At 73.3% G+C, this 14464-nt stretch carries 13 protein-coding genes; 9 read left to right on the top strand and 4 right to left on the bottom strand.

Features of this window, described 5'->3' with window-relative positions; all coding sequences use genetic code 11:
• Positions 1–127 precede the first annotated feature (127 nt).
• The 7 genes from BGP79_RS00585 to BGP79_RS00615 all read left to right on the top strand — a co-directional run bounded on the left by BGP79_RS00585 (position 128) and on the right by BGP79_RS00615 (position 10038).
• Entirely contained in the window at positions 128–1120 is a 993-nt protein-coding gene (locus BGP79_RS00585; protein WP_369800136.1) for an ATP-binding cassette domain-containing protein, read from the top strand.
• On the top strand, positions 1105–2682 hold the full coding sequence (locus tag BGP79_RS00590; protein WP_076692759.1) for a transporter: 1578 nt from the start codon (positions 1105–1107) through the stop codon (positions 2680–2682). Before BGP79_RS00585 ends, BGP79_RS00590 begins: the two co-directional genes overlap by 16 nt.
• Positions 2683–2743: 61 nt before the next feature.
• On the top strand, positions 2744–4417 hold the full coding sequence (locus tag BGP79_RS00595; protein WP_083701432.1) for a CocE/NonD family hydrolase: 1674 nt from the start codon (positions 2744–2746) through the stop codon (positions 4415–4417).
• Positions 4418–4467: 50 nt separating this feature from the next.
• On the top strand, positions 4468–4785 hold the full coding sequence (locus tag BGP79_RS00600) for a DUF3039 domain-containing protein (protein WP_076692760.1): 318 nt from the start codon (positions 4468–4470) through the stop codon (positions 4783–4785).
• Positions 4786–4824: 39 nt separating this feature from the next.
• Positions 4825–6282, top strand: a complete 1458-nt coding sequence (locus tag BGP79_RS00605) for an MFS transporter (RefSeq protein ID WP_076692761.1) — start codon at positions 4825–4827, stop codon at positions 6280–6282.
• 186 nt (positions 6283–6468) lie between these two features.
• Positions 6469–8256: a DEAD/DEAH box helicase gene (locus BGP79_RS00610; protein ID WP_076693240.1), complete on the top strand. Its 1788-nt coding sequence runs from the start codon at positions 6469–6471 to the stop codon at positions 8254–8256.
• 111 nt (positions 8257–8367) lie between these two features.
• Entirely contained in the window at positions 8368–10038 is a 1671-nt protein-coding gene (locus tag BGP79_RS00615; protein WP_076692762.1) for an FAD-binding dehydrogenase, read from the top strand.
• 12 nt (positions 10039–10050) lie between these two features.
• Here BGP79_RS00615 and BGP79_RS00620 read toward each other — a convergent pair whose 3' ends face one another.
• The 4 genes from BGP79_RS00620 to BGP79_RS00635 form a co-directional block, all read right to left on the bottom strand.
• Positions 10051–10536 (bottom strand): DUF3817 domain-containing protein, encoded by a 486-nt coding sequence (locus tag BGP79_RS00620; protein WP_143588252.1) that lies wholly within the window; start codon positions 10534–10536, stop codon positions 10051–10053.
• Between the two features lie 97 nt (positions 10537–10633).
• Positions 10634–11440: an SDR family oxidoreductase gene (locus BGP79_RS00625; protein ID WP_076692763.1), complete on the bottom strand. Its 807-nt coding sequence runs from the start codon at positions 11438–11440 to the stop codon at positions 10634–10636.
• Complete coding sequence (locus tag BGP79_RS00630) at positions 11437–12033, bottom strand: isochorismatase family protein (protein ID WP_076692764.1); 597 nt, start codon at positions 12031–12033, stop codon at positions 11437–11439. The genes BGP79_RS00625 and BGP79_RS00630 overlap by 4 nt, the downstream gene beginning before the upstream one ends.
• Before the next feature lie 83 nt (positions 12034–12116).
• Entirely contained in the window at positions 12117–13445 is a 1329-nt protein-coding gene (locus BGP79_RS00635) for a nicotinate phosphoribosyltransferase (RefSeq protein ID WP_076692765.1), read from the bottom strand.
• Positions 13446–13526: 81 nt separating this feature from the next.
• Between BGP79_RS00635 and clpS the strand changes: the two genes are divergently transcribed.
• Together clpS and BGP79_RS00645 are read left to right on the top strand one after the other, a co-directional pair.
• A complete protein-coding gene (gene clpS, locus BGP79_RS00640; protein WP_076692766.1) occupies positions 13527–13850 on the top strand; it encodes an ATP-dependent Clp protease adapter ClpS in 324 nt (107 codons plus the stop codon).
• Positions 13850–14410 carry a DUF2017 domain-containing protein gene (locus BGP79_RS00645; protein ID WP_076692767.1) on the top strand — a complete coding sequence of 187 codons (561 nt, stop codon included), beginning with the start codon at positions 13850–13852 and terminating at the stop codon, positions 14408–14410. Before clpS ends, BGP79_RS00645 begins: the two co-directional genes overlap by 1 nt.
• Positions 14411–14464 lie beyond the last annotated feature (54 nt).

Below are 14464 nucleotides of genomic sequence, written 5' to 3' on the forward strand. Positions count from 1 at the left end.
GTGCCCCGGTCTTTGACCGCCCCCTGAGGGCGGAACCGGCGGACTCACCCGTCGGCTCGGGCGGAACCGGCAGACTCACCCGTCCTGACTCCGCGACGGCCGTCGGCCTCCGCTCTAGGCTGAGGCCATGGACGACCGCGCCGCCCAGCCCTCGACCGACCGGCCCTCGACGGACCCGACGATGCCGACGACTCAGATGCCGGCCGAACCGCCGGCCGAGCGTCCGGCCCTGGACGGGGTCGCCCAGCAGGGCCGGCCCGGACTTGACCGACCCGCAGCCGGCCAGCCGGAACGCGACCAGCCCGGTCCCGACCGGGCCCGGCGGCTCGGGCCGTGGGCGCCGCTGGCCCCGGACGGCGCGGAACGGGACCGGCTCGCCCTGTCCGTCCGCTCCCTGGTCAAGGTCTTCGGCAGCAAGGTCGCCGTCAACGGCATCGGCCTCGACGTGCCCGCCGGCTCCTTCTACGGCCTGGTCGGGCCGAACGGTGCCGGCAAGACGACGACCCTGTCGATGGCCACCGGGCTGCTGCGGCCGACCGAGGGCAGCGTGCTCGTGCGCGGCGTCGACGTCTGGGCCGACCCGCTGACCGCGAAGCGCACCCTCGGCGTCCTGCCCGACGGGGTGCGCCTCTTCGACCGCCTGACCGGCGAGCAGCTGGTCACCTACGCCGGCCTGCTGCGGGGCATGGACCGCGTCACCGTCGCCGAGCGGGTCGGAGACCTGATGGCGGCGCTGGACCTGGTAGCCGACGCCGGCACCCCGGTCGTCGACTACTCCGCCGGGATGACGAAGAAGATCTCCCTGGCCGCGGCGATGATCCACGCCCCCGCGGTCCTGGTGCTCGACGAACCGTTCGAGTCCGTCGACCCCGTCTCCGCGGCGAACATCCGGCAGATCCTGCACACCTATGTGGACTCCGGTGGCACCGTGATCGTCTCCAGCCACGTGATGGACCTCGTGCAGCGCATGTGCGACCACGTGGCCGTGATCGCCGGCGGCAACGTGCTCGCGGCCGGGACCATCGAGGAGGTCCGCGCCGGGCAGAGTCTCGAGGACCGGTTCGTCGCCATGGTCGGCGGCCGCAGCTCGGGGGAGGGCCTGACGTGGTTGCACATCTGATCCGGCTCAAGGCCCGGCTGCTCGTCAACGGGCTCAAGCGCAGCCCCTGGCAGATCGTCGCGCTCATCCTCGCCGGGCTCTACGCCCTGTTCCTGCTCGGGCTGGTCGGTGCCGGGCTGGTGGCCCTGCGCTTCGCCGCACCCGAGGTCGCCGCCGCCGTCGTGGTCATCGGGGGCTCCCTGCTCGTGGCCGGCTGGGCGATCATCCCGCTGGTGGCCTCCGGCGTTGACATGACGCTGGACCCCCGCCGGTTCGCCACCTACGCGGTGCCGATCAACGCCCTCGTCGCCGGGCTCGCCGTCGCCTCCCTGATCGGCGTGCCGGGCCTCGCGACCGCGGTCCTCTCGCTGATCAGCGTGGTTCCCCTCGCCCGGGACCCGCTCAGCGCCCTCGCCGCGCTCGTCGGCGCGGTGCTCGGCCTGTTCACGTGCGTGGCGGCCTCCCGGGTGGTGGCGACGGCGCTGACCGGCCTGACCGCGTCCCGCCGGTTCCGCGAGGTGGCCGGCATCGTCGCCTTCATCCCGCTCATCCTGCTCGGCCCGATCATCGGCTCGGTCGGCTCCGCGGTCTCCGACAACCCCGATGTGCCGGCGCTGCTGGCCCGCATCGCCGCGGTGCTGGGCTGGACGCCGCTCGGCGCCGCGTGGGCGATCGGCGGGTCCGTCCTGACCGGGGCGCCGGCGGTTGCGGCGCTGCAGGCCGTCGTCGCGTTCGCCACCCTCGGCGTGCTGCTGCTGCTCTGGCGTGCCTCGCTGTCCCGGGCGCTGGTCGACCCGCCGGCCACCGGATCGGGTGCCCGCGCCGGCGGTCGGCTCGGCTTCCTCGGGACGGCGGACGGCCGGGTCGCCGCCGTCGCGGCCCGCTGCCTGACCTACTGGTTCAAGGACCCGCGTTACGGCGGCAGTCTCGTCGTCGTGCCGCTGCTGCCGGTGGTGTTCTGGTTCGTCGGCGCCCAGTCGGGCAGCTACGCCCTGCTGCTGTGGACCGGGCCGATCGTGGCGTTCCTGCTCGGCTGGGCCATCTCGGCCGACATCTCCTACGACAACACCGCCTTCTGGCTGCACGTGGCCTCCGGGGTGCCCGGGGCGGCGGACCGCTGGGGCCGGGTGCTCGCCTGCCTGGCCATCGCGGTGCCGCTGCTCGCTGTCGTCGTCCTCGTGCCGGTGGCGGTCAGCGGGCGCTGGGACGTCCTGGCCCCGTTGACGGGCGCGACGCTCGGGGTGCTGCTGACCGGCCTCGGCCTGGCCAGTGTCGTCTCGGCGCGCTGGGTGTACCCGGTGCCGGCGCCGGGGGAGAGCCCCTTCAAGTCCCCGCAGGGCGCCGGCGTGTTCCCGATGATCGTCCAGTTCGCCGGGATCGGCGTGATGGCGGTGCTGTGCTCGCCGGCGCTGGTGCTTTTCGCCCTGGCCCTGTTCGGCGGTTCGGCGGTCGCCGGCTGGCTCGGCCTGGTGGTCGGGCTCGTGCTCGGGGCGGTGTTCCTGCTGCTCGGGGTGCGGACCGGCGGCCGCTGGTACGACCGCCGCACCCCCGAGCTGTACGCGCAGGTCGCGGCGATCCGCTGACGGCGGACCGCCGGGGAGCGACGGCCGGTGGAGCGATGCAGAGCCACGACGAAGGAGAGTCATGAGCGAGAAGGTCGAGTACCTGTTCCGCGGTCCCCGGAGCACGCCCGAGTCGCGGGCGGGCCGGCCACCGCGGCCCCGCGTGGAACGCCGTCCGGGCATGGTCATCGAGCGGGACGTCGCCGTCCCGTTCGGCGACGAGGGCCACGTCCTCTACGTGGACGTCTACCGGCCCGACACGGACGTGCCGGCCGCGCCGCTGATCAGCTGGTCGCCCTACGGCAAGCACAATCCGGCGCCGATCGGGCAGATCTACCCGAACGCCGGGGTGAAGCCGGAGTGGACCTCCGATCTGACCACCTTTGAGGCGCCCGATCCCGAGTACTGGCTGCCGCACGGCTATGCCCTCGTGCTGGCCGACTGCCCCGGCACCTGGTACTCCGAGGGCCGCGCCACCTACCACTCGCCGGAGGAGGCGCGGGCGTTCGCCGACCTGGTCGAGTGGGCCGGCACGCAGCCCTGGAGTGCGGGCAGGGTGGGGCTGTCCGGGGTCTCCTACCTCGCCAGCCTGCAGTGGCGGGTCGCGGCCCTGAACCCGCCGCACCTGGCGGCGATCAACCCGTGGGAGGGCTGGAACGACACCTACCGCGAGGTCGCGCGGCACGGCGGCATCCCGGAGACGTCGTTCTGGCCCTACATCTGGGACCGCTGGGGCGCCGGCACGACGGAGATCGAGGACCTCGAGGCCGAGACCGCCGCCCACCCCTTCTTCGACGACTTCTGGGCGTCCAAGGTGCCGCCGCTGGAGGACATCCGGGTGCCGGCCTATGTGGTGGCCAGCTGGGCCGACCAGGGGCTGCACTCCCGCGGCACCCTGGAGGGGTTCCGCCGGATCTCATCGCCGCAGAAGTGGCTCGACGTACACGGCCGGAAGAAGTGGGCCTACTACTACGAGCCCGAGCTGATCGAGCGCCAGCGGGCGTTCTTCGACCACTTCCTGCTGGGCCGGCCGGACACCGGCATCGACTCCTGGCCGCGGGTGCGCGCGGAGGTGCGCGATGCCTACTACCGGGGCACCTGGCGGGACGCCGAGCAGTGGCCGCTCGAGGACGTCGCCGACCGGCCGCTGTACCTGCGGGCCGGAGACGGCTCGCTCGGCTGGGAGGCGCCCGGCACCGAGGAGGAGGTCGGCTACGACGGGCTGGGCAGCGGCCTGGCCCCCCGCCGGGCGACGTTCGCGATCACCTTCTCCGAGGCGGTCGAGCTGGTCGGCCACGTCAAGGCCGCCCTCTGGGTCTCGGCCGACGAGGCCACGGACATGGACGTCTTCGTCGCCCTGTTCAAGCTCAACACGCAGGGCAGGCAGGTCGGCTTCCCCTACTACGGCCAGTTCGAGGACGGACCGGTCGCCGTCGGCTGGCAGCGGGCCTCGCACCGCGAACTCGATCCCGAGCGGTCCACGGACGCCATGCCGGTGCTGGCGCACCGACGGGAACTGCCGCTCACCCCGGGCGAGCCGACCCGGCTCGACATCGAGGTGTGGCCCTCGGGCACCCGGTTCGAGGCGGGGGAGACGCTGCTGCTGGTCGTGCAGGGGAGTGACGTGATGCGCTATCCCGAGCACCTCACCTTCGCCCGGCACGGGCAGACGGTGAACGTCGGCCGCCAGGTGGTGCACACCGGCGGGCGATTCGACTCGCACCTCCTGGTCCCGGTGCTGCCCGCGCGGCACTGAGCCGGACGGCTCCCCGTCGGGCTGTCGGAGCCCCCGCGTAGGATGGCGTCATGTCCCTCCCCAACGATCCCTTCCCCCCTGCCGGCGACCCCTTCGCCGAGCCGTCCCGCCCCGCCGGTGGCACCGCGACCATCGAGCGCGAGGAGCAGCGCGAGGAACTCGAGCCGGGCGACCGTGAGCGCTTCTCCCACTACGTGCGCAAGGAGAAGATCATGGAGTCCGCCCTCTCGGGCGAGCCCGTGATCGCCCTGTGCGGCAAGGTCTGGACCCCCGGCCGGGACCCGCAGCGCTTCCCCGTGTGCCCGCAGTGCAAGGAGATCTACGAGGGCATGCGCCCCGGCGACGACGACGAGGGCCAGGACAACTGAGGGCCTTCCCGATGTGCCGCCGCGGATGAGCACCGGCGCATGACCACGCGGCCGGACGCCGGTACCGCCAGCGGCACCCCGGTGCCGGGGTCCCCGCTCGAGCCCCCGCACCGGGCGCTGACGCTCGGGCTGCTCGCGATCGTCGCCTGCTTCGCGTTCGAGGCGATGGCGGTGACGACGGCGATGCCCGTGGTCTCGGCCGACCTCGGCGGCACCGGCGAATACGGGCTCGCCTTCTCGATCTACCTGACCGCCTCGCTGGCCGCCACCGTGCTGGCCGGGTCCTGGTGCGACCGGTCCGGCCCGCGGCCGGCCATGCTCGTGGGGCTCGCACTGATGACCGTCGGCCTGCTCACCTGTGCCCTCGCCGGCGACTTCCCGATCCTCATCGTCGGGCGGGCGGTCTCCGGAGCCGGGGGCGGGCTGATGATCGTCGCGGTCTACGTGCTGATCGGCCTCTGTCTGCCGGAGCGCCTGCAGCCCCAGCTGTTCGGCTGGATGTCGGCGGCCTGGGTGCTGCCGTCCCTGATCGGCCCGCTCGCGGCCGGCCTGCTCGCCCAGATCGGGGCGTGGCGTCTCGTGTTCGCCGGCGTCGTGCCCGTGGTCGTCGTCGCCGTCCTCGCGATCCGGCGGCAGCTGCGCGGCGCCGGCGCCCCCACCACCCCCGAGCTGACCGGCGCCGCGGCGCGCCGTCGGCTGATCGCCGGGCTGGTACTCGCCGCGGCCGTGCTGGCGGCCCAGACCGCGCTCACCGCCGCCGTGGCGTCGGCGAAGGGGTCGGCCTCGCCGAACGGGACCGCCTCGCCGACCGGCGCCCTGCTGCCGATCGCGCTCACCGCCGTCGCCGTCGTCGTCAGCGCCCTGGCCCTGCGGCGGCTGATGCCGGCCGGGTTCTTCCGGTTCGGCGCCGGGCTGCCCGCCGTGATGTGGGCGCGGCTCGGCCTCTCCGTCTCCTTCTTCGGCGCCGAGGCGTTCCTGCCGCTGATGCTCACGAGCGTGCAGGCTGCCCCGCCCGCCGTCGCCGGGCTGACGCTGACGACGGGGGCCGTGGGCTGGACCACGGGCGCGTTCTGGCAGGCCCGGACGCGCGTGCCGCCGCACCGCCTGATCGCCCTCGCGGCGGCGCTGGTGGCCGGGTCGATGGCGGCCATGGCCGTCGTGGTGACCGGGCCGGCGGGGCTGTGGGCGGCTATGATCGTCTGGGCGGTCGCCGGGTTCGGGATGGGCGTCGGCACCTCCGTCGCGGGGGTCCTGACGCTGCGGTACTCGACCGACGCCGACCGCGGCGTCAACGCCTCCTCGATGCAGCTGGCCGACCAGCTCGGCGGCGTCGTGGGCACCGCCGGTGCCGGCGCTCTGTTCGGTCTCGCGGTCGCGCAGGTCGCCGACGTCCGGGCCGAGGGAGCGGGCGTCTACGTGCTGATGTGGGTCGTCTTCGCCGTGCTCGCCCTCGTCGCCCTGGCGGCCGGTCTGCGGACCCGGCTGCGTACCGGCTGAGGACACGCACCGACGCGCGTGCCGACGGAGACGACGGACGCCTCCACGCCGGCGGAGAACGCCGGCGGAGGACGCCGACCGGAGGACGCCCACCGGCGCTCGCGCCGGGATCGGACCGGCCATGCCGGTCACCAGCAGGAGAGAAAGGAAGCAGCCGCGCGCGGACAAGCACCGCGCGGCACCGTGATGAACGAATCGCTCTTCGAAGCCCAGGCCGATGCGGGTGCCTCGCTGCCGCCCGCGTACCCCGATCGCGCCGCGTGGGGCACCGCGCAGAAGCTGCGCGCGTGGCAGGCCGAGGCTCTCGAGAAGTACTTCGCGTCCGATCCGAAGGACTTCCTCGCCGTCGCGACCCCGGGCGCCGGCAAGACGACGTTCGCCCTCCGGCTGGCGGCCGAGCTGCTGGCCCGGCGCACCGTCCGCCGGATCGCCGTCGTCGCCCCCACCGAGCACCTCAAGCGGCAGTGGGCCGACGCCGCGGCCCGGATCGGCATCGCGCTGGACCCGAACTTCAAGAACGCCGACGGGAAGCACGGCGACCACTTCGTCGGCGTCGCCCTGACCTACGCGCAGGTGGCCAGCAAGCCGATGCTGCACCGCGCCCGCACCGAGGCGGCCAACACGCTCGTCATCCTCGACGAGGTGCACCACGGCGGCGACGCGCTGTCCTGGGGCGACGGGCTGCGCGAGGCGTTCGATCCCGCCACCCGGCGCCTGTCCCTGACCGGTACCCCCTTCCGCTCCGACACCGCCCAGATCCCCTTCGTCGAGTACGCCGAGGACGGCGACGGCATCCGCCGCTCCCGGGCGGACTACTCGTACGGCTACGGGCCCGCGTTGAAGGACCACGTCGTCCGCCCCGTCATCTTCATGGCCTACGCCGGCCAGATGCGCTGGCGCACGTCCGAGGGCGAGGAGATGGCCGCCAACCTCGGTGAGGGCGCCACGAAGGACATCACCGCCCACGCCTGGCGCACGGCCCTGAACCCCGAGGGGGAGTGGATCCCCTCGGTGCTCGCCGCGGCGGACCGCCGGCTGACCGAGGTGCGGCACACCGTGCCGGATGCCGGCGGTCTCGTCATCGCCACGGACCACACGGATGCGAAGGCGTACGCCGCGATCCTCAAGCGCATCACCGGGGAGCCGACCACCGTGGTCCTCTCCGACGACAAGGCCGCGTCGAAGAAGATCGAGGAGTTCACCGAGTCCGACCGCCGCTGGATGGTCGCGGTGCGGATGGTGTCCGAGGGCGTCGACGTGCCGCGCCTGGCGGTGGGCGTGTACGCGACGTCGACGTCGACCCCGCTGTTCTTCGCCCAGGCCGTGGGCCGCTTCGTCCGGGCCCGCAAGCGTGGGGAGACGGCGTCGGTGTTCCTGCCGTCGGTGCCCGCGCTGACCGACCTGGCGAACCAGATGGAGCTCGAGCGGGACCACGCCCTGGACCGACCGGTCTCGACCATCGAGGTCGAGTCGGACGAGATGCTCGACGACGACGAGCTGGCCGCCGCCAACCGGGAGGACCGCGCGTCGGACTCCTTGACGAAGGCGAAGTTCGAGGCCCTCGAGTCCCAGGCGTCGTTCGACCGGGTGCTCTTCGACGGCAGCGAGTTCGGCACCGGTGGCGAGCTCGGCGGTGAGCACGAGCAGGACTTCCTCGGCATCCCGGGCCTGCTCGACGCCGACCAGATCGGTGACCTGCTGCGGCAGCGCCAGGCCGAGGAGCTGCGCCGCAAGAAGTCGACCCGCCCCGCGCCGACCGGCCCGGCCGTGCCGGACCACCGGATGCTCAAGGACCTGCGCAACGAACTGGCGAAGAACGTCTCCGCCTGGTCCGCCCGCTCCGGCACCCCGCACGGCGTCATCCACGCCGAACTGCGGCGGCTGTGCGGTGGCCCGCCCGTCGCCCAGGCCAACGAGGTGCAGCTGAAGAGTCGGCTCGCGAAGCTGCAGAACTGGTTCATCGGCCGCAAGTAGCGCTTCTCCTGCGCCAGCTCGTCAATAGATGTTCTATCCGGGCCCGAAACGGCCCTGACGTGAGCATCTATTGACGACCTGGCGGGAACGACGTCCGGCAGGATGGTGCCCATGCATGCCGACGTCGTCATCATCGGGGCCGGGCTCGCCGGCCTGACCGCCTGCCACGAGCTCGTCGCCGCCGGGCGGAGCGTCATCGTCCTTGAGCAGGAGAACGCGAACAACCTCGGCGGCCAGGCGCACTGGTCCTTCGGCGGGCTGTTCCTCGTCGACACCCCGATGCAGCGGCGCCTCGGAGTGAAGGATTCCGCGGAGCTGGCCTGGCAGGACTGGGCCGGCAGCGCCGGCTGGGACCGGCAGGACGGGGATCATCCCGAGGACGAGTGGGCGATCCGCTGGGCCGAGAAGTACGTCGAGTTCGCCGCCGGCGAGAAGCTGGACTGGCTGCGCTCGATGGGTGTCTCCTTCACCCCCGTGGTCGGCTGGGCGGAGCGCGGGGACGGTCGCGCCGCCGGGCACGGCAACTCGGTGCCGCGCTTCCACGTGCCGTGGGGCACCGGCACGGGCGTCAGCGGCCCCTTCGCGCAGCGGGCGACGCAGGCCGCCGCCGACGGCGCGATCCGCCTGCTGTTCCGGCATCGGGTGGACGAGCTCGTCGTGACGGGCGGCGCGGTGACCGGGGTGCGCGGCACGATCCTGGCCGACGACGACGCCCCACGCGGCGTCTCCTCGAACAGGGACCCAGTCGGCGACTTCAGCGTCACCGCGGACGCCGTCGTCGTCGCCTCCGGCGGCATCGGCGCCGACCACAACGCGATCCGCCGCTGGTGGCCCGAGCGGCTCGGCACCCCGCCCGCGCACATGATCACCGGCGTCCCGGCCCACGTGGACGGCCGGATGCTCGAGGCCACCGCGCGCGCCGGTGGACGGCTGGTCAACCGGGACCGGATGTGGCACTACACCGAGGGCATCGCCAACTGGAACCCGGTGTGGCCCGGGCACGGCATCCGCATCCTGCCCGGTCCGTCACCGCTGTGGTTCGACGCGCTCGGCCGCCGGCTGCCCTTCCCGGCGCTGCCCGGCTACGACACGCTCGCCACGCTGCGGCACCTGCGCACGACGCCGGATCTGGCCGAGCACAGCCACTCCTGGTTCGTGCTCACCCAGACGATGATCGAGAAGGAGTTCGCCCTCTCCGGCTCCGAGCAGAACCCCGACCTGACGAACAAGGACCTCAAGCTCCTGGTGCGGACCCGGCTCGGCCGCGGCGCACCCGGTCCGGTCGAGGCGTTCAAGGAGCGCGGGGAGGACTTCGTCGTCGCCGACACCCTCGAGGAACTGGTGGCCGGGATGAACGCCCTGACCGGGCGACCGCTGCTGGACGTGGAGGGACTGCGACGGCAGATCGCCGAGCGCGACACCCAGCTGGCCAACCCGTTCGCCAAGGACGCGCAGGTGGTGGGCATCCGCAACGCCCGCCGCTTCCGCGGGGACCGGCTGATGCGGGTCGCCTCACCGCACCGGGTGCTCGACCCGGCGGCCGGGCCGCTGATCGCCGTCCGGCTGCACGTCATCACCCGCAAGACGCTCGGCGGTCTGCAGACCGACCTGGACGGACGGGTGCTCGACGGCACGGCGACGCCCATCCCGGGCCTGTACGCGGCGGGGGAGGCGGCCGGCTTCGGCGGCGGCGGACTGCACGGCTACAACGCGCTCGAGGGCACGTTCCTCGGGGGCTGCCTGTTCACCGGCCGGACGGTCGGCCGCGCGCTGGCGCGTTAGCGCGCCGGTGAGTCAGCTGCGGGGGACCGGCGGCCCGACGACGAGCAGCGCGCCGAACACGGCGAGGACGACGACGACACCGATGACGACGGTCACCACCGGCCGGCGCAGCGTGGCCGCCTGCAGCCGTTCCAGCGCGGTACGCGGCACCTCGGCCGTCCCACCGGCGCCCGTCTCACCAGCGGCAGGGCCCAGCCGCCACCGGTCGCCGAGCAGGCCGCGGCGCTCGGTGGAGTGCTCGAACGGCAGGGTCGCGTACGGGATCACCGCGGAGGCGAGGCCCACGGCGGTGCGGCCGGCGGACCAGCGGCCGTCGATCGCGACGTAGACCGTCGCGGCGAGGTAGGCGAGGAACGCCAGGCCGTGCAGGCCGCCGCCGATCCGCACCCCGAGGTCGGTGGTGGCCGTGACGTACTTGAGCACCATGCCGATCAGCAGCAGGGTCCAGGTGACGGCCTCGATCAGGGCGAGACGGCGGAACAGGGTGCGGGGGCTCACGAGGGGCTCCTGGTCGATCGGGGTCACGGCGGAGACAGCCGCCTCCACGGTACCGAATCCGTGGCACGGAGGATGCCGGACGACCGGTTCGCCCGGGTCAAGACCGCTGCTCGGCCAGCCAGTCGTCGAAGGTGCGCGGATCGATCCGGGCACCGGGCGGGGGCAGCAGACCGCCGGTCCGCAGGGTACGGGAGGGGATCGGCACGGTCGCGACGGCCGGGGTGCCGCGCCGTTCGGCCAGCCGCCGCGCCATCGTGCCGGTATCGAGCACCTCGGGCCCGGCGACGTCGATCGTGCGGGCGGCACCCTCCGGCCCGGCGTCGACCGCGTCGGCGATCGCCTCGGCGACGGCGTCGGCGGACACCGGCTGGACCCGCATCGCCGGCACCACGGCCAGCGGCCCGAGGCGGAGCTGGCGCAGCAGCTGCTCGGCGAAGTCGAACCACTGCGTCGAACGCAGGCTCGTGAATCCCACCCTCGCCGGACCGTCGAGCAGCCGGCCCCGGTACACGTCGTCCTGTGCGGCCTTGCCCGCGTAGTACCCGAGAGCCGAGCGCAGGCCCGGTTCCGTGACGTTGACGATGGACAGGCAGACGACGTGGCCGACGCCGGCGGCACGGGCGGCGTCCGCGACGTGCGTCGCGGACGTGGTGAAGAAGTCGACCGCCGGGCGGCGCCGCGTCGTCGTGATGTTCAGGCAGTCCACGACGGTGTCCGCCCCGGCGAACGCCTCGGCCAGGCCCGTGCCGGTGACCGCGTCCACGCCGGTCGAGCGGCTGACGCGGACCACCTCGTGGCCGCGGGCGGCGATCGCGTCGGCGGCGCGGGCGCCGAGCAGTCCGGAGCCGCCGAGGACGACGACCCGCCGCCGGTTCCCGTCGCGCGCGGGCAGCCCCTCGGTCATGACGCGGTGCCGGTGGCGTCGCCGCTGTCGGTGATCCGGACGCCCGCGGCGGCCAGCTCGGCGATCGCCCGCTCCGTCGCGTCCGGGGCCACACCCGCGGTCAGGTCGGTCAGCACGGACACCGTGAAGCCGGCCCGGGCGCCGTCGAGCGCGGTGGCCCGCACGCAGTGGTCGGTGGCGATGCCGACGACGTCGAGCGTGTCGAGGTCACGATCCCGCAGCCAGCGGGCGAGATCCTGCGGGGAGGCCGCATCGCTCGTGTGCGCCTCGAACCCGGAGTAGCCGTCGGAGTACTCGCCCTTGTGGAAGAGGACGTCGATGGCCGAGCCGTCCAGGTCCGGGTGCAGCTGCGCGCCCGGGCTGCCGGCCACGCAGTGCACGGGCCAGCTGGTGACGAAGTCGGGGTGCTCGGAGAAGTGCGTGCCCGGGTCGATGTGCCAGTCCTGCGTGCCGACGACGGCGTCGTAGGCGTCACGATGCGCGTGCAGGTACCCGGTGATCGCCGCGGCGACGGCGGCCCCGCCGTCCACGGCGAGCGAGCCGCCCTCGCAGAAGTCGTTCTGCACGTCCACGACGATCAGTGCCCTGCCCATGTTCGCTCCTCGCGCTCGCGGTCGGTCATACCGGCGATCATCCGGCGCCCGTTCCGGTCGGTTCCGGACGGTTCCGGACGGCCTCAGCTGGTCTCGACGACGGTCGGGATCACCGGCTCGCCGCGGGACATCGACTGCACCGCGCGTGGCAGCTCGGCCCGGGCGGCGGCGTGATGCTCCGCAGCCCGGGTCACGCCCTCCGGCCCGGTCCACCCGTCCTGCAGCGTCCCGTCCACGATGAAGTCACAGGTCAACGGCCGGTCGTCGCCGTCGTTGTCCGGCCGTCCACCGATCCGCACGACCTCCGCGGTGGCGATGCCCTCGGTGTCCCGGCGGCGCAGTCCCCACTTGTCCCCGCCCACGGACGCCTTGTCCTTGGAGGCCTTCGCGACGTTGACCCAGCGGCCGTCCTCGCCCTGCCGGGACACGAGCTTGTAGACCATGGACGCGGTCGGTACGCCGGAGCCGATCACCAGCTGGGTGCCGACGCCGTAGGAGTCGACGGGCGCGGCGGCCAGGCCCGCGATGGCGAACTCGTCCAGGTCCGAGGTCACCGTGATCCTGGTGTCCCGATTGCCGAGGGAGTCGAGCAGGTCCCGCACCTCGGTGGCCTGCACGGCCAGGTCGCCGGAGTCCAGGCGGACCGCGCCGAGCTCGGCGCCGACGAGCCGGACGGCGGTGCGGACGGCCGCCTCGACGTCGTAGGTGTCGACGAGCAGCGTCGTGTCGTGACCCATCGACTCCAGCTGGGCGGCGAAGGCCTCCTCCTCGCTGTCGTGCAGCAGGGTGAAGGAGTGCGCCGCGGTGCCGATCGTGGTCAGCCCCCAGCGGCGGCCCGCCTCGAGATTGGAGGTCCCGGTGAAGCCGGCAATGACGGCGGCGCGGGAGGCGGCGACGGCGGCGTCCTCCTGGATCCGCCGGGCGCCCATCTCCAGGCAGGGACGCTCGCCGGCGGCCAGCGTCATGCGGGAGGCGGCGGAGGCGATCGCGCTGTCGTAGTTCAAAACGGAGAGCAGGTAGGTCTCGAGCAGGCAGGCCTCGGCGAACGTGCCCTCGACGGAAAGGATCGGGGAGTTGGGGAAGTACATCTCGCCCTCGGCGTAACCGCGGACCGAGCCGGTGAACCGGTAGTCGGCGAGGTAGTCCAGCGTCTGCTGGTTCACGACGCGCCGGGACTCGAGGAAGGCCAGCTGCTCCTCGCCGAACCGGAAGTCGGCGATGCCCTCGAGCAGCCGGCCGGTGCCGGCCACCACGCCGTACCGGCGCCCGGTGGGCAGCCGGCGGGCGAAGACCTCGAAGACCGAGCGGCGATGGGCGGCCCCGGAGTGCAGGGCGGCCTGGAGCATCGTCAGCTCGTAGTGATCGGTGAACAGCGCCGTGCTGGGCCGGCGCGCGGGTGTCGCGTCACTCACGGGGTCCACCCTAGGTCACGCCGCGGGCGGGCCGTCGGGCCGGGTGCTCTGCGTGTCGCTGCGGCGAACTACGATGGAGCAATGTCCATCGCCGCCCCGATCGAGCAGACCTCCCCGCTCTCGTCGCCGGCCTCGCAGACCGAGCCTGAGGTGCGCAACCAGACCGACGTGCCGTGGGTGCTGATCGTCTGGAACGATCCGGTCAACCTGATGAGCTACGTCAGCTACGTGTTCCGCAGCTACTTCGGCTACTCCGCGGAGAAGGCGAACACCCTCATGCTCGAGGTGCACCAGCAGGGCCGCTCCGTGGTCGCCACCGGCAGCCGGGAGAAGATCGAGCAGGACACGACCGCCATGCACGGGTACGGCCTGTGGGCCACCTACCGCCGGGCGGACGAGAGCTGATGGCGCACGGTTTCAAGTCCACCCGCCGCGGCATCACCGGCTCCCTCGAGGACGCCGAGCGCGAGCTGCTGGGCAAGTTGTTCCACGACGTCGCCTCCATGGTCGAACCGGAGACCGCGCCCGACGCCGACCCCCTGGCCGCCCTGGTGGGCATCGACCCCGACGCGTCCGTCCCGGAGGACACCGCGGTGCGGCGGCTGCTGCCGGACGCCGTCGACGGCGACGACGACGCCTCCCTCGAGTTCCGCCGCCTGACCGAACGGGGCCTGCGCGAGCAGAAGAGCGCGGGCCTGCGCGCCGCGCAGCTGATGATCGAGTCGGATCCGATCCAGCTGGACCCCGAGCAGGCGACCATCCTCTCGAAGGCGATCAACGACGTCCGGCTCGTGCTGGCGGACCGGCTGAACATCGTCACCGACGAGGACGCGACGCGCCTGCACGGCATCACCGACTGGGCCGAGGCCACGGACCTCGAGAGCTACCTGGCGCTGGTCTACAACTTCCTCACCTGGCTCCAGGACACCCTGATGCAGGCACTGCTGCGCGCCCTCGATCGCTGACGTCGCTGCCGGCATTCCGGTCCGGCGTGTGAGCAAGCAGACGGGACGTGAAGT

Source organism: Tersicoccus sp. Bi-70 (genome assembly GCF_001968825.1).
Classification (GTDB): domain Bacteria; phylum Actinomycetota; class Actinomycetes; order Actinomycetales; family Micrococcaceae; genus Tersicoccus.

Coding starts and splice junctions, on each gene's coding strand:
- BGP79_RS00585 (WP_369800136.1), top strand. CDS start 128: ATGGACGACCGCGCCGCCCAGCCCTCGACCGACCGGCCCTCGACGGAC.
- BGP79_RS00595 (WP_083701432.1), top strand. CDS start 2,744: ATGAGCGAGAAGGTCGAGTACCTGTTCCGCGGTCCCCGGAGCACGCCC.
- BGP79_RS00600 (WP_076692760.1), top strand. CDS start 4,468: ATGTCCCTCCCCAACGATCCCTTCCCCCCTGCCGGCGACCCCTTCGCC.
- BGP79_RS00605 (WP_076692761.1), top strand. CDS start 4,825: ATGACCACGCGGCCGGACGCCGGTACCGCCAGCGGCACCCCGGTGCCG.
- BGP79_RS00610 (WP_076693240.1), top strand. CDS start 6,469: ATGAACGAATCGCTCTTCGAAGCCCAGGCCGATGCGGGTGCCTCGCTG.
- BGP79_RS00615 (WP_076692762.1), top strand. CDS start 8,368: ATGCATGCCGACGTCGTCATCATCGGGGCCGGGCTCGCCGGCCTGACC.
- BGP79_RS00625 (WP_076692763.1), bottom strand. CDS start 11,440: ATGACCGAGGGGCTGCCCGCGCGCGACGGGAACCGGCGGCGGGTCGTC.
- BGP79_RS00630 (WP_076692764.1), bottom strand. CDS start 12,033: ATGGGCAGGGCACTGATCGTCGTGGACGTGCAGAACGACTTCTGCGAG.
- clpS (WP_076692766.1), top strand. CDS start 13,527: ATGTCCATCGCCGCCCCGATCGAGCAGACCTCCCCGCTCTCGTCGCCG.
- BGP79_RS00645 (WP_076692767.1), top strand. CDS start 13,850: ATGGCGCACGGTTTCAAGTCCACCCGCCGCGGCATCACCGGCTCCCTC.